The sequence below is a fragment of the Lacrimispora indolis DSM 755 genome (assembly GCF_000526995.1).
GTDB lineage: Bacteria > Bacillota > Clostridia > Lachnospirales > Lachnospiraceae > Lacrimispora > Lacrimispora indolis.
In genome coordinates this window covers 1,957,838-1,974,960 of the sequence record NZ_AZUI01000001.1, presented here as the reverse complement: position 1 = coordinate 1,974,960, position 17,123 = coordinate 1,957,838, and the positions used below count along the sequence as shown (strand labels likewise).

General features: G+C 47.3%; 15 protein-coding genes. 7 read left to right on the top strand and 8 right to left on the bottom strand.

Annotated features, from left to right (window positions below; genetic code table 11):
• Window positions 1-2: 2 nt before the first annotated feature.
• From K401_RS0109380 to K401_RS0109365, 4 genes are all read left to right on the top strand, one after another.
• The gene (locus K401_RS0109380; protein WP_024292707.1) at window positions 3-698 is read left to right on the top strand and encodes a TIGR01906 family membrane protein; all 696 of its coding nucleotides are present in this window, start codon (window positions 3-5) and stop codon (window positions 696-698) included.
• A gap of 302 nt (window positions 699-1,000) precedes the next feature.
• A complete protein-coding gene (locus tag K401_RS0109375) occupies window positions 1,001-2,425 on the top strand; it encodes a serine hydrolase (protein ID WP_242842299.1) in 1,425 nt (474 codons plus the stop codon).
• Between the two features lie 17 nt (window positions 2,426-2,442).
• Window positions 2,443-3,534: a sensor histidine kinase gene (locus K401_RS0109370; protein WP_024292705.1), complete on the top strand. Its 1,092-nt coding sequence runs from the start codon at window positions 2,443-2,445 to the stop codon at window positions 3,532-3,534.
• Window positions 3,527-4,237, top strand: coding sequence for a response regulator (locus K401_RS0109365; protein ID WP_024292704.1), 711 nt, complete (start codon window positions 3,527-3,529; stop codon window positions 4,235-4,237). Before K401_RS0109370 ends, K401_RS0109365 begins: the two co-directional genes overlap by 8 nt.
• Here the strand turns inward: K401_RS0109365 and K401_RS0109360 are convergent.
• The 4 genes from K401_RS0109360 to K401_RS0109345 form a co-directional block, all read right to left on the bottom strand.
• Window positions 4,234-5,226 carry a 3'-5' exonuclease gene (locus K401_RS0109360; RefSeq protein ID WP_024292703.1) on the bottom strand — a complete coding sequence of 331 codons (993 nt, stop codon included), beginning with the start codon at window positions 5,224-5,226 and terminating at the stop codon, window positions 4,234-4,236. The two genes, K401_RS0109365 and K401_RS0109360, sit on opposite strands and share 4 nt — an antisense overlap.
• An 11-nt stretch (window positions 5,227-5,237) precedes the next feature.
• A complete protein-coding gene (locus K401_RS0109355) occupies window positions 5,238-5,450 on the bottom strand; it encodes a DUF3006 domain-containing protein (protein ID WP_024292702.1) in 213 nt (70 codons plus the stop codon).
• A 28-nt stretch (window positions 5,451-5,478) separates the two neighbouring features.
• Window positions 5,479-6,564: a ComEC/Rec2 family competence protein gene (locus K401_RS0109350; RefSeq protein ID WP_024292701.1), complete on the bottom strand. Its 1,086-nt coding sequence runs from the start codon at window positions 6,562-6,564 to the stop codon at window positions 5,479-5,481.
• A 129-nt stretch (window positions 6,565-6,693) separates the two neighbouring features.
• Window positions 6,694-7,647 carry a PspC-like choline-binding domain-containing protein gene (locus tag K401_RS0109345; protein WP_024292700.1) on the bottom strand — a complete coding sequence of 318 codons (954 nt, stop codon included), beginning with the start codon at window positions 7,645-7,647 and terminating at the stop codon, window positions 6,694-6,696.
• Window positions 7,648-8,122: 475 nt separating this feature from the next.
• On the opposite strand from K401_RS0109345, the gene K401_RS0109340 reads away from it, so the two are divergent.
• Both K401_RS0109340 and K401_RS0109335 read left to right on the top strand, forming a co-directional pair.
• The gene (locus K401_RS0109340) at window positions 8,123-8,986 is read left to right on the top strand and encodes a carbohydrate ABC transporter permease (RefSeq protein WP_024292699.1); all 864 of its coding nucleotides are present in this window, start codon (window positions 8,123-8,125) and stop codon (window positions 8,984-8,986) included.
• The gene (locus tag K401_RS0109335; protein WP_024292698.1) at window positions 8,986-9,801 is read left to right on the top strand and encodes a carbohydrate ABC transporter permease; all 816 of its coding nucleotides are present in this window, start codon (window positions 8,986-8,988) and stop codon (window positions 9,799-9,801) included. The genes K401_RS0109340 and K401_RS0109335 overlap by 1 nt, the downstream gene beginning before the upstream one ends.
• A gap of 200 nt (window positions 9,802-10,001) precedes the next feature.
• Here K401_RS0109335 and K401_RS0109325 read toward each other — a convergent pair whose 3' ends face one another.
• Window positions 10,002-11,177 (bottom strand): IS110 family RNA-guided transposase, encoded by a 1,176-nt coding sequence (locus K401_RS0109325; protein WP_024291165.1) that lies wholly within the window; start codon window positions 11,175-11,177, stop codon window positions 10,002-10,004.
• Between the two features lie 255 nt (window positions 11,178-11,432).
• Between K401_RS0109325 and K401_RS0109320 the strand changes: the two genes are divergently transcribed.
• On the top strand, window positions 11,433-12,839 hold the full coding sequence (locus K401_RS0109320; protein WP_024292697.1) for an ABC transporter substrate-binding protein: 1,407 nt from the start codon (window positions 11,433-11,435) through the stop codon (window positions 12,837-12,839).
• A gap of 71 nt (window positions 12,840-12,910) precedes the next feature.
• Here K401_RS0109320 and K401_RS0109315 read toward each other — a convergent pair whose 3' ends face one another.
• The 3 genes from K401_RS0109315 to K401_RS0109305 form a co-directional block, all read right to left on the bottom strand.
• A complete protein-coding gene (locus K401_RS0109315; RefSeq protein WP_024292696.1) occupies window positions 12,911-14,272 on the bottom strand; it encodes an FAD-dependent oxidoreductase in 1,362 nt (453 codons plus the stop codon).
• Between the two features lie 86 nt (window positions 14,273-14,358).
• Window positions 14,359-14,910: a hypothetical protein gene (locus K401_RS0109310; RefSeq protein ID WP_024292695.1), complete on the bottom strand. Its 552-nt coding sequence runs from the start codon at window positions 14,908-14,910 to the stop codon at window positions 14,359-14,361.
• A 44-nt stretch (window positions 14,911-14,954) separates the two neighbouring features.
• Window positions 14,955-17,108 (bottom strand): hydantoinase/oxoprolinase family protein, encoded by a 2,154-nt coding sequence (locus tag K401_RS0109305; RefSeq protein WP_024292694.1) that lies wholly within the window; start codon window positions 17,106-17,108, stop codon window positions 14,955-14,957.
• Window positions 17,109-17,123: the final 15 nt, after the last annotated feature.

The window sequence follows — 17,123 nt, the reverse complement described above, 5'->3', positions numbered from 1 at the left end:
TTATGAACCGTTTTCTGCAATATACTGCTGGAATCATTTTTTCCTTCTGCCTTATGATCGTGCTTTTATTCACCTCCGTGGAGGCAGCCGTTTACTGGTTGCCGGGATATTTTGAAAAAGAATATGCCAAATATAATGTGACCCAGTCAGTTTCCATGACAATGGAGGATCTTCTTGACGTCACCGGTGAAATGATGTCCTATCTGAGGGGTGACAGAGATGACCTTCACGTGGAAACCACCATGGGAGGCGTAGAACGGGAGTTTTTCAACGCCAGGGAAATCGCCCATATGGAGGATGTCCGGGGACTGTTTTTAGGCGCCCTTTCCATACGAAGAGGTTGTCTCATGATCATGGCCTTATGCCTGATCCTTCTCCTTTTACTAAAAACCAGCTTTAAGAAGACCTTTCCCCGGGCCGTGTGCGCTGGAACCGGAATCTTTTTTTTCCTGACCGCTGTCATAGCCTTCATTATCTCAACAGATTTTACAAGATATTTTATCCTCTTCCACCATATATTCTTTAAAAATGACTTGTGGATGCTGGATCCTTCCACTGATATGCTCATTAACATCGTTCCGGAAGGCTTTTTCCGGGACACGGTCTTTCTCATCGGCTTTATCTACCTTTTCTCCATCCTGCTTATTTTCGCCGCCTGTCTTTTTCTTATGCGCAGGGAAAAAAATAAAGATCTTTAATTCCTGGGTTCGTGATCAAGGGGATATGTCCGCGTATCCCCTTGATTTACCGGCACGTAAATGGGGAAAAATACTAAATAATCTTTACTTGTTACGGTAAATAACCTATACTGTAGATTGAAGTATTGTCTGAAACTGAATCAAAGCCTATGGAGAGATTACTCAATATGACTCAATTTACGAAAAAGATTTCTATATTTTTTCTGTGCCTGCTTTTTTTTATCTCCTCCTTTACAAGGATTTCTCTGGCTGCAGCAGATTGGCCTTCCAACCTTTCAGTCCAGGCCCAGGGAGCCATTTTGATGGATGCGGATACAGGGACCGTCCTTTGGGGCCAGAACATACACAGTGAATATTTTCCAGCCAGCATTACCAAGGTCATGACCGCACTGATTGTTATCGAAAAATGCAGTCTGGACGAAATCGTAACCTTTTCCCATAACGCCGTATACAATGTGGAATCCGGAAGCAGCAACGCCGGAATCAATGAAGGGGACAAGCTGTCTGTGAAGGACTGCCTTTATGCCCTGCTGCTTAAATCAGCCAATGAATCAGCCAACGCCCTTGCAGAGCATGTGGCAGGAAGCACGGAAGCCTTTGCTGACATGATGAATGCCAAGGCAAAGGAACTGGGATGCACAAACACTCATTTTGCCAATCCCAGCGGATTAAATAACCCGGAGCATTATACTTCTCCTTACGACATGGCTCTCATTGCAAGGGCAGCATTTAACAATCCTGTTTTTGAAGAGATTGATTCCACAACCTATTATAAGCTTCCGCCCAACTCCATCAATAAAGAAGGGCTTACCATCTATCCTGGCCACAAGATGATGCGCAAAAGCACGCCTTACTACTATCCGGGCATTGTAGGAGGCAAAACCGGCTACACCACGCTGGCCGGCAACACCCTCATAACCTGTGCGGAAAAAAAGGGATTAAAGCTGATTACCATCATCTTAAAAGGATCGACTCCCCAGTATTGGACTGACACCAAAAATCTTCTGGATTTTGGTTTTGAAAATTTTGTTTCCTTAAAAGCTGCGGAATACGAAAAAACCTACAGCTCCATTACCAGCGACTTAAATTTCAGCGGATTGTCCATCACCAAACCGGAGGCCCTGATCCTGGACCCTGACAGCCGGATCATCCTGCCTAAAACAGCAAATTTTTCCGATGCAAAGCCGGAGCTCAGCTATGATATTTCATCCGGGGACCCGCCAAATGCCATCGCAAAGATAAACTACCGTTATAATGACCGTGTGGTTGGCTGCACTTTCCTGGAGGTGAATGAAGCCTTATTCCAGAACAAGACACAGGAAGCCGGGGCAGCCACGGTACCTCAGGCCGAAACCCTCTCCGATTCCATGGAGGATTTGGATCCGTCCGCCACCCAGACTTCCACCAAGCCTACCGGAAGGAATCTGGAAAAAGAAGCGGAAGATTACCGGGAAAAGGCTTTAAGACCCTTTGAGATCCCATTAGCAGCCTGGCTTATTTTAGGAAGTGTGGGCGCTGTGGCAGTGATCGGAGGGGCAGTCACCTTCTTTCTGTACCGGAAACACAGAGAGGAGCAGGATTTCCTTATACGGCGGGAACAGCGTATGAAACGCCTCCAGGACTCCGGGGTCTCTGCCGATGAATTCAACAGCATTCTGGAACAAAGGCGCAGTTCCTATTCATCAAAGCGGAAAGGACGGCGGGGCGGCCGTTTCAAATTCCGTTAGCTGCAAAAGGAGATTTCATGAATAAACAGAAAATCATATCCAAAAAGGACTTGCTTCGGAATTTCATTGTCACCTTTGTCTGCCTTTTATTTGCCACCGCCCTCTCCTACATGATGCACATACTGGGCGGGTATACTAACAACGTGGGAATCATTTATATGATGGCAGTTGTATTGATCTCCCGCTATTCCAGCGGTTATATACCGGGAGTCATTGCCTCTTTTATCAGTGTGATCTGTGTAAACTTTGTGTTTACTTACCCATATATGGCGTTTAACTTTGTAATGGAAGGATATCCTGTTACTTTCATTGCACTGCTGATCATTTCAACTATTACAAGCACCACTACCACTCACTTAAAAGAACAAAGCCGTATCATAAACGAGCGGGAAAAGATGTTAATGGAGGCGGAAAAGGAAGCCTTACGGGCAAACCTCTTGCGGGCCATTTCCCATGACCTTCGGACCCCTCTCACAGGGATCATCGGCGCAAGCAACACATATCTGGAAAACTCCGTCAACATGCAGGAGTCAGAAAAGACCAGCCTGGTTTCCAATATCCGCGAAGACGCCAACTGGCTCTTAAATATGGTGGAAAACCTGCTTAGCGTTACCAGGATACGGGATACGGGAGCTCATGTTTCAAAGCGTCCGGAACCATTGGAAGAGGTTGCTTCCGAAGCCATTGAGCGTTTTCACAAAAGACTGCCCAAATCCGTTGTCCATGTGACCGTACCAGATGAGTTTATCATGGTTCCCATGGATGCCACTTTGATCGAACAGGTCATCATCAACCTTCTGGAAAATGCTGTTTACCATTCCAATTCAAAGGAACCCATCAGCCTGTCCATATTCGTTGAGGATGGTTATGCCTGGTTTGAGGTGCGGGACCAGGGTGTGGGAATTTCCCCGGAACGGCTGGACACCTTATTTGACGGTTATACCTCATCGCCCAACAGCAGCTATGATTCCCATAAGGGAATGGGGATCGGGCTTTCCATCTGCAAGGCCATTGTTACTGCCCACGACGGAAAAATCACAGCAGCCAATGAAGATCATGGCGCAGTTTTTACATTTACACTACCATTAGGGGAGAATGCTTATGAGTAAGTTTACAATCGTCATGATTGAAGACGAAAAGAATATCTGCAACTTTATTGAAAGCGCTTTAGAAAGACATGATTATAAAGTAAATACGGCCTATAACGGGCGGGATGGACTGGCCCTGATCAATTCCCTCTGCCCGGATGTGATTCTTTTGGACTTAGGACTTCCTGACCTGGACGGAATTGATATTATAAAAAGCGTCCGAAGCTGGACTTCCATTCCGATTATAGTCATTTCCGCCAGGACCCAGGAACACGAAAAGGTAGCCGCCCTTGATTTCGGCGCCGATGATTATATCACCAAGCCCTTTGGAACCAGCGAGCTGCTGGCCAGGATCCGCACTGCCCTTCGCCATGGAAGGCCTACCGTCAGCACCATGGATGGAGCTGTCATACCCACCCCCTACAGCAGCGACGGCCTGTTTATTGATTTTGCCAAGCGTCTGGTCACACTTGAAGGGCGCAAAATCCATTTGACTCAGATCGAATACAAGCTGGTCTCCCTTCTTGCGGAAAATTCCGGCAAGGTCCTGACTTATGACTATATCATAAGCCACATCTGGGGGCCTTACGCGGATAACAATAACCAGATCCTCCGGGTCAATATGGCCCACATCCGCAGAAAAATAGAAAACAATCCGGCGGAACCAAAATATATTTTCACGGAAATCGGAGTCGGATACCGGATGAAGGAAAGCGAAACTTAGGAAAGGGGGGCATCCCCCTTCTTTTTATTCTGCTTTCGTATCTTGGTCTTTTCCACCCGTTTTTTTCTGGTTTCTTCCTTTTTCTCGTAGATCTCCCGGATGTCTTCCTCTCCCACCAGCCTCATAGTCTTCACCACATAGACCCTGCCGTCATCGGTGCGCCTCATGCGGATCTTTCCCTTTACATTTCCATGTTCAGGACAGATACCAAGAGCCGTATAAAACTTCTGGTTCACGGAAAACCATCTGATTTTCTTTCTCAGCATCCGGTTGCACTTGCAGCAAATGACATCAGTGACGGTTTTGTCCCCAATGGCATCCTGCTTTGACTCAAAGGGCCTTGAAATGTATTTGGAGTACCTTGGAAACACCAGATATACTTCCTCCTCCTTATTTTCCGGCAGGCGGTAATAATCCGTTGACCAGTATTCCCGGACCTTATCAAAGTCCATTTTATGCATAACACGCCCGGTGTAATGGGCATCGTCAAGGGCTCGGTGAAAGGGCCTCTCTTCCATGATCTGCATCTCTAAAACCGCAATATCAAGGGACTGCCGGTCTTTGCCATCCCCATAAAGGAGGCTGTAAAGCTTCTGTACATCATAGTAGAGAAAGGGCTTTGGAAAGGGGTTTATGATTCCATAAAACGCCATATTCCTCTGCAGCTCGGTTAAGTCCATGGAACCCCAGGTACAGAATACGGCTTCCTCTCCGCACCACTTTAAAAACTCCTTTATGGCTTCCTCAAAGTCCCTGCCTTCTTCCATCAGGGTTTTTTCATCCATGTGGGTTACTTCCAATATCTTTTCATGAAGTTCCGGATAGATCCTGGGCCGTATCAGTCTCTTAAATTCACCCACTTCTTCCAGCCCTTCATTAAGCTTCACAGCCCCGATCTCTATGATTTCAAAGGGAAGGCGCTCTACCGCCTCTTCCTTCCCTCCGGCACTCTGGTTCCATTCCAGATCCAGTACAATATAATTCTTCATATTCTAATCCTTTATTCTGTCAGACCTCTCAGCTTGTCACGAATCCTCTGCCTGCGCCTTTCCGTCTCTTCCCTCTCAAATGTCCATGTCCCGTCTTCCTCTGTGAGAATGTCTCCTTCCTTTACGCCTTCCGGCAGCGCAGAGGCCCGGACCTTTACCATGTCCCCGTTTTCATCCTCGCAGATGACAAGGGTTTCTCCTATCCTGTCTATGGTAACCTTCATAACCTTTCCTCTTCCTTTCTCCCCCAGATTAAGGATTGCAGCTTTGGCACGGTTCATACCCCATTCCGATCAATTCCTCTCTGGCCCCCTGATAAGCCTTCCGGTTCTCTTTTTTCATGGAGGCTGCTGACTTGCAGTCCGGTCTGTGAAATTTCTTCGTGTTGGTATTTATCACATAATCCTGGACAGCTGCCGTACTTTGCGCCCTGTCCTCACCTGCATCTTCCCCAATTGCCGGAAAGGTGACCTTTGATCCGTCGCTCACCGCCACAATGGTCCCAAGCTGATCCGTGCGCAAAGCTTTGATGTTCCGCTTCTTTAGCATCTCCAGGATCTCCCTGTGAGGATGCCCATAATCATTATTTTTACCGCAGGAGATCACCGCATATTCCGGATCCACCTTATCCATAAAGCCCGGAGCGGATGAGGTGGAGCTTCCATGATGGGAAAGCTTCAGCACATCGGCCTTTAAGGGGAGACCGCCTGCTGCCATATCCTCTTCCGCTTCCTTTTCCGCATCTCCGCATAAAACAAAGCTGTTCTTTCCATAAACCAGCCGCAGGCCTATGGACCAGTTATTCAAATTATCTCCATAGTCCCTGACGGGAGCTATGATCTGAAATGAAGCCTCCCCAAGGGAATAACCATCCCCCGGCTTTGGAATGGTGACTTTTAAACCTTTATCCGCTATGGCATCTAACAATCGCTCATAAACCTTCGTAGTGTGTTCTTTTTCCGGCAAAAGGACCTTCTGAACGCCGAATTTCCGGATAACCGTCTCCAGGCCGCCGATGTGGTCTGAATGGGGATGGGTTCCGATCACATAGTCCAGCGTCTTCACTCCCTGTTTCTCCAGATAGGAGGCAACAATCTCTCCCTGATCCCGCTCTCCTGCGTCTATGAGCATGAAATGCCCGTCTTTTTCAATTAATGTGCTGTCTCCCTGGCCCACGTCAATAAAATGTACCTTTAAATCCGCGCCTGCCTCATTTCCCTGAGGGAATGGGGAAGGATCTGCGGCTGCCGGGCTGCAGCCTGCCAAGAAAAGAGTTAATAGGACAACGGCTGCCGCCAGTACCCGTTGGTAACGCTTTCCCGTCTTTTTTTCTGTCATTCTTATCTGCCTCCGCCCTGTTATTATATGATATAATCCTTAATCCTACAAGTTTTTTTAAAAGCAGGGGCCCTCAGACGGCAAAAAAGCGGACCGCAAAAAGCAGCCCGCCAATTCATCTTTAAATCCTTAAGGAAGCTTTGCTCCGTCGGCTCCGACCCTGACTCCGTCAGGGGTTGTGGTGTTTGAAAGCATCTGTCCTCCTGCAAGATCGCAGTAATACTGCTTTCCGTTCCACTCAACCCACCCTGTAGCCATATAGCCCCTTGCGTTGAAGAAATACCACTGTCCATCGATACTCTGCCAGATTTCTGCCGGATAGGTTCCGTCGTTGTTGGCATACCACCAGCCGGTTCCATCCTGCTTCCATCCCCCACTGTTCCCGGAAGAGGTGCGGTTTTGTTCAGCTGCCGCCGCATCCACGTAGTTGGCGGAAGACTCCACCCAATCACCTTTATTCTCAGAGTTCTGCTTACTCACCGGGCGCACCTTAAAGGTGTAGTTCCCCACCTTTCCCATTGACCCGGAAAGATCCAGACTCGTTCCCACGGAGGTCTTAACCCCTCCCGTATGCTTTCCGTCACGGTACAGCTTCACTTCATAGCTTCCGGCTCCTGCTGCAGGACTCCATACTGCCATGGTTTTAGAACCCCACTCTGCACTTGTTATGTCCTGGGTAAATTCTCCCACCCTGGGAAGATCAATGGTCAATGTCAGCGTCTGGCTGAAATCTTCCCTTGCCTGCTTTACGAAGGTTCCCCCACTAATGGTGAAACCAGACTCAGAAACTGAAAAATAATATCCTTCCTGTGCATACAGCTTTACTTCCAGCCTTGGCACATCATGCTCATACCACTGAAATCCGCTGTTGGTAAATTCATATTCTCCCACATCAATTTTGCCGTTTTTTACTGTGAGCTCAGCCTGCTGGTCAAAAACGGAACCTCCCGGCACCACATCCGCAGACACGGACAAGTTCACCGTAGTGATCTTCTTTCTGGTGGCAGCCATAGAAGTCATGCTGTTAAGCCCTGCTGCCATTGTAACAGCAAGTACCAGTGATAAGATTCTTTTACCATTCATAAACGATCCCCCGTCTTTCTTTCTTAAATTTCAAATTACTGCGCAATAGAATTATTATACCCTATTCCCGGACGTTTGTGAATACCATTCTCTTTTCCGGAGGCTTTCCCGGATATTCCAGAACGCAAATACCTGATTAAAGGCCTGGTATCTGTTTCCAATTGTGGATGAGCAGTGTGTTACAAGATTTTTGTTGTTTATAAAGTATATTTTTATTCATATTTTAATCTACTTTTTATAGAAGTTAATTCATATCTTTTTGTATTTGTTAATAATATATCAAAAATTAACCAAATTTATAATGCTTTATCGCAAATATATATTGCATTATAACCATTAATATGATAAACTAACGTCAATGAAACATTTGCTAGAGAAAAAGAGAGAGCAGACGTTACATTTCCGCCATTATCTCTAAGGCGGAGTGTAATGCTGGTTCTCTTTTTCTTTTTAGGAAAAGGAGGATAAGTTTTTCATGAAAAAGAAGCGATTTTTCCGGGTGATTGAGCCATATCTGTATCTATTGCCCGCCATGTTTTTCTTTACGGCATTCCTGTTTTGGCCGTTCTTTAAAACCATTTGGCTCAGTTTTGCCATGACAACTCCCCTTGGGGCGGTTTCCTCCCTTGTGGGCCTTGGGAATTATCTTACCATCTTCACCTCCCAGGCCTTCCAAAACAGTCTTCTGGTTTCCTTTCAATACGCAGTTATGACCGTGGTCTGTTCTATTGTCATCGGGTTTGTCCTGGCAATCATAAGCAATGAGGATATTAAAGGAAAAAACCTGTTCAGGACCATTTATGCTCTTCCCATGGCAATTTCCGCTGCGGCTGCTTCCGTTGTTTTTATGTTCATTTTTCACAGCAGTCTTGGAATTATAAACAAGATCCTGGGTACCCACATCGGCTGGCTGACGGATCCCAAGTACGCCCTGGGCGCTGTCACCCTTGTGACCGTATGGATGAACATCGGATTAAACTTTATATTCCTTACCGCCGCCTTGCAAAGCGTTCCCTTAGACTTATATGAATGCGCGGCCATTGAAGGAGCCGGCTTTTATGCCAAGCACAGGCACATTACTATTCCATGCATATCGCCTACCCTGTTTTTCCTTTTGATCATCAATGTCATCAATGCCCTTCAGGCTTACGCTCAGGTTAAGATGATGACACAGGGCGGGCCTTCCGGAAGCACCAATGTCATTGTGTATCAGATCTATCAGGAGGCCTTTATAAACAGCCGGTTCGGTATGGCCTGCGCGGAATCCATCGTCTTGTTTGTAATTCTGATGGTTCTCACTTTGCTTCAATTTAAACTGGAAAAGAAGGTGACCTACTGATGAAAAACAAACTGGTTAAATATTTGCTTTATGCTTTAAATATCCTTTTTGCAATCATCATCATATCGCCTGTTGTCTACTGCTTTAACGTGAGCATGATGACCATGAAGGAGGTATTTTCCGGCGGCTTCTGGCCAAAGCAGCTGATCCCTGATAATTACATAAAAGCCCTGCAGCTGGCTCCTTTTTTTACCTTTATAAAAAACTCCTTAATCGTGTCCGGTACAGTTACTTTTGGACAGATCGCCACAGGAGCGCTGGCTGCCTATGCTTTTTCCATGATGAAATTCCGCGGCCGTAATGTTCTGTTTTTGCTGATGCTTGCAACCATGATGATCCCCAGCCAGGCCATCATCATTGCAAATTACTTAATCATCTGCGACTTAGGCCTTAAGAACACCTATACGGCCCTGATCCTTCCAAACGTTGCTTCTGCTTTTGCAGTGTTTAACATGAGGCAGGCGTTCCTCCAGCTTCCCATGGAGATCAAAGAGGCTGCGGATATTGACGGCTGCAGCAACTTCCGGTTCTTCTGCTTTATCGCCCTTCCGCTTGTAAAGCCCTCCATGGGCGCACTGGGTATTTACATATTCCTTCAAAGCTGGAATCACTATTTATGGCCCCTGCTTGTAACGGATTCAGTGAACATGAGAACCGTTCAGATCGGCCTTGGTATGCTTCAGGGCGCGGAATCCACGGACTTCCGTCCGGTCATGGCCGGTTCCATGATCATCCTGATTCCCTCCATCCTGGCGTTCGTATTAGGTCAGAAGCAATTGATTTCCGGCCTCACCTCAGGTTCTGTAAAAGGGTAAGTATTTTATGCAGGCCCAACAGGGACTGTGTATAGATAAAACTATATAATTAAAGACTAACTATTAAAAGTCAAGTCTAAAAAAGAAAGTTTATGAATGAATTGCAGAAATGCATTTCAAGTAAATCAGTACCTTGAAAACCGCATGACAAACAGAGCATCTTTACAGGTGCTCAAAAAGAAAATTATTAAACAGAAAAGTTAAGAGACTTTGTTGTATGCCTGTCCCGATTTTTCTAACCGATAAATGACTCTGACCAGCTTCTTCGCAGCATGAGAAACAGCAACGTTATAATGCTTACCCTCCGCCCTCTTTTTTGCAAGATAGGCGGCAAATACCGGATCCCACTTACAGACAAATTTAGCAGCATTAAAAAGTGCGTAGCGCAGATACCTGGAACCACGCTTTTCCATATGTGAATGAGAAGATTCCAACTGTCCGGATTGGTAGGTAGAGGGAGATAATCCAGCATAGGCAAGAATCTTATCAGGAGAGTCAAAACGGGAAAAATCACCGATTTCAGCTAGAATCATGGCGCCCATCCGGTAACTGATTCCAGGAATCGTAAGAATAGGGGAATGGAGTTCATCCATGATACGTTTTATTTCCTGTTCGATTTCATCAATTTCGGCATCTAATTCACCTATCAGCTTTAGGGTGTGTTTCAGTTCCAGAGATTTTACAGGCATATTCGAACCGATAGAGGCTCTGGCTGTTTCCCTGAACAGGATGGCGTTGTCTCTGCCGTAACGACCCTTAGAGGTTTCGTAAAGCAGATTGGTCAGTCTGGTAAGATGAGCAGAAGCAATCTGAAAAGCACCGGGGAATTCGCTTAGTAAAGCGGAAATGGAAGGCATATGAAGAGTGGGAACCAGCTTTTCCAGTTCAGGAAAAAGAATCGTAACCAGACGGGAAACAGAAGTTTTAAGCTTGGCGCGCTCCCTGACTTTATCAAAACGGTAACGGGTTAGTGACTTTAATTCCTCGTTGTGGTAAGATATGTCTGAGTAGGACTTTAAGTTCACATCAGACATAAGCATTGTAGCAATCGTATGGGAATCAACTTTATCCGTTTTCGTCTTTCTAAGGCTTAGACTTTTTCTGAAAAGACTGGTATGTAACGGATTGATAACAAAGGTGGTCAGACCTTTATCAAGAAGAAAGCCCAAGATGTTATAACTGTAGTGTCCAGTGGCTTCAAGGCCTACTTTTACATTGGTTAAATCATCTGTAGTGGAAGTGATCTTCTGATAGAGGACCTCAAAACCTTCCCGGTTGTTGGGAATGGTAAAGGATTTAAAGAGAATCTTCCCATCTGAGTTGATGATAAAACAATCATGCTTATCCTTGGAAACATCAATCCCTGCGTATATCATAGCGAAACTCCTATTAAATGAATTTGATACTGTTTTAGACCACGGTGGCTCTCTGCGATTGTAACCTTGTTCTAAATAAACCGTCATGCGGTATCTAACTGATTAACAAGTGAACAAAGAGACTGTGGTTAGAGCCTTTACTAAACCATCAAGTGGTAGGAGAAATGAACTAATCCACAGTATCTAAAACAGCATAGCTCATACCTAAGAAAAGGTAAAGAAAAGCTATGACTATATAATACAAGGAGGATTTATATGAAAAGAAGAAAAAGATGGCTTGCGGCAGCTATGGCCGCAGTCATGTCCATGACTCTGGCTGCTTGCGGAGGAAGTGCTTCCACTTCCGGGGGAACCACAGCGGCAGGTTCTACAGAAGCCGCTACAACAAAAGCTGCGGCTGACACAAAAGCTCCGGCTGAAGGCGGAAAGACGGTCATCACCCTCTGGCATGCCATGGGAGGCGTAAACGGAGAGGCGACCGAAGCCCTTGTCAAGGCCTTTAACGAATCCCAGAGTGAGGTGGAGGTAAAAAGTGAGTACCAGGGAACATATGACGACTTAATCACCAAGCTGAAAGCTGCCATGCAGAGCGGCAACATGCCGGACGTCTGCCAAATGTACGACATCGGTACAAAGTTCATGACTGACAGCGGCTATGCCGTTCCGGTACAGGATATGTTTTCCACCACAAACTTTGATCCTTCCACCGTTATGGACATCATTACCAGCTATTACACCGTAAACGGAAAACAGATGTCCATGCCGTTTAACGTTTCCACTCCAATGCTGTACTACAACAAGGATGTTTTCAAGGCTGCCGGTTTAGATCCCGACACCCCGCCTAAGACATTTGACGAGGTTTTGGAATTCTCCAAGAAAATCGTGGAAAGCAAGGCTGCCCCGGTAGGCTATGCCCAGGCCATTTACGGCTGGTTCTTTGAGCAGCAGATCGCGGGACAGGGAAAATTCTATGCAAACAATGAGAACGGGCGGAAAGATCCTGCCACGGAAGTGGATTTCTTAAACAACGGAGCAGGACTTAAGATTTTTGAAACCTGGAAAAAACTCATGGATTCCGGATATGCGGCAAACTACGGAAGCACCACCGCAGATACCCAGACCGCATTCTTTTCCGGTCAGACTGCCATGATCATTGAGTCCACGGCAATCCTTAAAAATGCTACGGCCAGCAGCGATTTTGAGATCGGTACCGGATATCTTCCAAAGATCGATGCAAGTGCTGCCGACGGCGGCGTAATCATCGGAGGCGCCTCCTTATGGATGATGGATAACAAGGATGAAGCGAAAAAGAACGCCGCCTGGAAGTTCATTGAATTCACCACCACACCGGAATCCCAGGCCACTTGGAGCATGTCCACCGGTTACTTTGCAGTTAACCCCAAGGCTTATGAAACTCCTGCCATGAAGGATTTCATTGCCCAGAATCCAAACTTCACCACAGCTATCAACCAGTTAAAGGATACTCCTGTCAACGGATACACCGCAGGCGTATTATCCGGAGTCGCTACCGAATCCAGAACACTCTTTAACGAAGCAATGGAAAAAACCTATGACGGCACCTACACACCGGATCAGGCGGTAAATTTCCTGGCTGAAAAGGTAAATGCAGCCATTACAAACTACAATTCATCCATAAAATAATGATAAAAAAGATCTGGGGACCGGCTGATTATCATCAGCCGGTCCCCAGATCTTTTTTATGCTTTCAGAATTTAACAATAGGGTTCAAGAAACGCCCCGCCGGCCTTTAATGTTTCCCTAAGCTGTACCACGTCAATAGCAGCCACGCTGATTCCCTGTCCAGCTGCAAGAGCAGCCGCAGTGCCGGCCCCTTCACTGATGGCCATAAGTATGGGAGTCACTCGGACGGCCGCACAGGCTTCGTGTGTTGCACTCATGCAGCGTCCGGTCACCAGTAAGTTATCCAGCTCATTGGTATACAGGCAGCGGTAAGGAATGGAATACCAGCTTCCCTCTTTTAAATAATGATGCTCCATCGTCCCCCCGTCAGGCGAATGGATATCAATGGGGTAGCCGCCCATGGCGATTGCGTCCTCAAACATCTTATTTTGAAGCAGATCGGTAGCAGTCAGCTTATATGCGCCGTTGATCTTGCGGCTTTCTCTGACGCCGATATGAGGTCCTGTGGAAACAATCACTGCCTGTTCAAATCCAGGTATATATTTTTTCATGAAATTCACAATGATATGAGCCTGTCTTCTTCCCTCTATCTCCGCCTCTGTTAAATCAAAGGAATCCACTGCGCTTCTTCTCACGATACGGGACATGTTAAGGATGTATTCTCCCAGATTATTTGTCTCAAAGCACAGCACCATATCCCTGTCAATGGGAAATTCCCCTGCTTCCCTGGCCTTTCTTACAACGGAATATGCTCCCTGCACGCCGCTTCTTGGGATCAGCTCCAGACGGTCAAAGGGAATGGTTGAAAGCATGTCATCCGAATGCCCTTTTACATATTCAATGACCCGTTCCCGATCCACGTTCCGCACCTTGATGTTCATGGTCATTGGCTGGGCGAGATGATCCTCTTCCCTTCCGTAGACGCTTTCAACTCCGACATGGGTCGCAAGATCTCCGTCTGCCGAAGCGTCAATGAAAACCGATCCGGTCACGGTAAAGAACCCCTGTTTCCCATACAAATGCACGCCGGTGATTTTCCGGCCTTCCCGCTCACAGCCTGTGTAAACGGTGTGATACAAAAGATCGGCCCCGGATTCCCGGACCATGGTCTCTAAAACCAGTTTCATTCCTTCCGCATCAAAAGGGGTTATAGAACTGGCATACCCCACAAAATCCTCCATATGGCCCGGAGAAAAGCCCTCTTTTACCATTCGTTCCACGATCTCCTCTGCAACTCCCCTCACAACCTGTGTGCTGCCTGCATGAAAGGTCATCTGTGGGCCAGTGCCTGCCATGGTAAGCATCCCTCCCAGACAACCGTTCTGCTCCACAAGAAGCGTTCTGGCCCCGTTTCTGGCGCTGGCAATGGCCGCGGCAGTTCCTGCCGGACCGCCGCCGATGATCACCACATCATAATTCAAGTCCTGTTTCATATACCTTCTCCTCTCTTCTTTTCTTCCTTTTTTATCAAGGTATCCCGGGTGTTTTCTCTTTCCTGCCCCTTATTGGGAGTATGAAGCTAATCCTGAGGGGTGTTTGCCAGCTGGTAATAGCGGCAGGCAAACCCATGAGCCCCGATCTCCGACAAGGCCCTGATTCCGGTCCGCCCGATTTTTAAACCGCCCAGCTTCAACATAGGCACCTGGTAATCCTTGCTGGTCAGTCCCAGCTCATTCCATTCCAGAAAATGATAGTATTCATGGCTCAATATCAGGTTTACTGCCTCATCTGTCTCCATTCCGTTTTCCTCTGCCCAGAGTGAAATGGATTTCATATAGAGGTGGATCAGCTTCTGCCCTGTTAAATAATCGCTGAAGTATCTCTGATTTCCCATGACATAATCCGTATCGATCTTTTCATAAGTAAGGCCGCTTTCTTCAACAATTTTCGTAAAATCCTTTTCTCCCCGGTAACGCTTAAAAACCAGTTCAGCCGCCTTCATTCCTTTTAACCAGGCTTTGTCTGTGATGACCGGTCTGTCACATTCAGGAACCTTGCTGCAGCAGCTGTCACGGCTCAGCTCTTCTTCCGCCAGCTCCCTGCCGGGAAAAGGCATGGAAATTTTATTCAAGGTCTTTCACCGCCTATCTGTTCTTCCTCATTTTCCTCGCAGCTTTATGAATCTGCCCTTTTCGTTGCCACAATCAGAATCTTTTCCTCTTTGTCAAAGCCCGTAAGCTCTGCATTTCCCAGGCCGCAGATCTGCTCTCTGTTCTGAAGGCCGGACAGATCAATGATGCGTTTTCCTGATACCAGATAAATATTGGGAAGATTGGCGCCGCCGTCATTAAACACGGTCAGTTCTTCCAGAAACCAGTCAGCCTTTGCCTCCCAATCTTTTATCTTCGTCTCAGCAGCCATTGCATTGTTTTTCTGCAGGCGGATGACCCCTTCTTCATCGATCAGGCGCAAAGGAGTGGTGGTGGTCTTCACCAGACCCAGTAATTTTCTTTCCACCTTTTTATACTGAACCGCATACATGCGGCCGTTCTCAGCCGTTACGGACAGTTCATCAGGAGCCACTGACAGATTTTCCGCAGACAGCTTTAAAAGCTCTTTCACTGACAGCTTTGCACTGCCCAGGGTTTTGCTTCTCATTTCCGTAGCCCCAACAGCAATCGCCCTTACAAGATTTTTCTGGGTATCAACGTCCACATGAATCTCAATAGTACCAGGCGCGGCGCCGCTTTGTATGGCTTTCTGCTCCGCTTCCCTGCGGATGCTTAAAATATCTTCCTGGGTGGGATTTGAAACCGTTCGTTCCACCATATCCCGGACCATGGCCAAAGCCACGCCAATGGTGGAAATGACCGCCGCATTGCCAGCGATCCGGCATTTATGCTTCAGGGTTTCGGCCAGATGAGGCACTACGCCGGCCGCCCCTCCGCCTCCGCCTACAAAAACCGTCTGCTCTGGCTGCATTTTATAATCCTTCATCAGCTGCTCCGCCACTTTTGCATTTTTTGCCGCTGCAAAAGCCATTACCTTTTTTGCAGCTTCCTCCACGGTGCAGCCCATGTTTTCGGCCAGAGGCTTCCAGGCCTTTCTGGCAGCTTCCACATTCCCATAGGCGTAATCCTCCGGCTTCACATAACCGGCAATGTTGGCTGCCCCGGCCATGGTCAGGGTGACCCTCACTCCGTTGTCGCATACGATCACCGCGTAATCCGGATCGGTTGGCACCGGCCTGATGGTCTCAAGCCTTGGATTCCGGATCAGGCCGGCATCCGTATAGACTTCATAATCCAGTCCTGCTATATGGGCGCTTCTGGGCCCCATATCCACCGGCTTTCCATCCTTTATCTGGACCATGCTTCCGCCTCCGATTCCCACGGTCCTCACATCCAGGCTGTTTAAATAGGTTTTATGTCCCCCTACCTCGGCGTACTGGATCATGACCTTGCCATCCTTCACACAAGAAATATCCGTTGATGTACCGCCGACTTCAAAAAACAGGCCATCAGTCAGCTTTTCATACATAAGCGCTCCGGCAACACCGGCTGCCGGCCCTGAAAGAATTGTCATAATGGGTCGGTTTCTCACCTCATCTACAGTCATAACCCCGCCGTCGCAGCGCATGACCATAAGCGGGCTTTTGATCCCTGCGTCCTTAATGCTTTTTTCCGTCATAGTGGCAGCTTCCAGCATTTTAGGCATAATGCTGGCATTCACCACGGCAGTCCTGGTCCTTATTTTTAAACCGTACAGCTTGGAGATCTCATTGGTAGCGGTCCCCGGAATTTCCATCCTCCTGCACATTTCCAGAGCCATGTTTTCATTGCCCGGATCATCCACGCTGAACGCTTCTGCCGCAACAATGCTTGAAGCGCCCCGCTCCAATAAGGAATTGATGGCGTTTTCAATGGTGCTTTCCAGTTTTTCCGCCTCTGATGTATCCGCATAAACATTCTGGCTCACCAGAAATTTACCCGCTGCCAGTTCAATGTTTCCGATGTTTGTATCTGATTTGCTCTTTACTCCCTGCAAGCCGCTTCCAAGGGTTACAATGCCCACAGAAGCCACATCCCCTTCCAGCAGGGCATTGGTCGCCTGGGTCGTGCCGTGAGCGATAAAAACCACGTCCTCCGGACTGATGCTGCAATCTTCCATGATTTTCTGCAGCGCCTGTACAATTCCTTCCGCCACGCCCCTGGAAGAATTGTGGGTGGTCGGCGTTTTTACAACGCCGACCAGCTCAAAAGTTTCATTATCAATGGCAACTGCATCCGTAAATGTGCCGCCGACATCAATTCCGATACGTACTTTCATAAAATAAAATCTCCT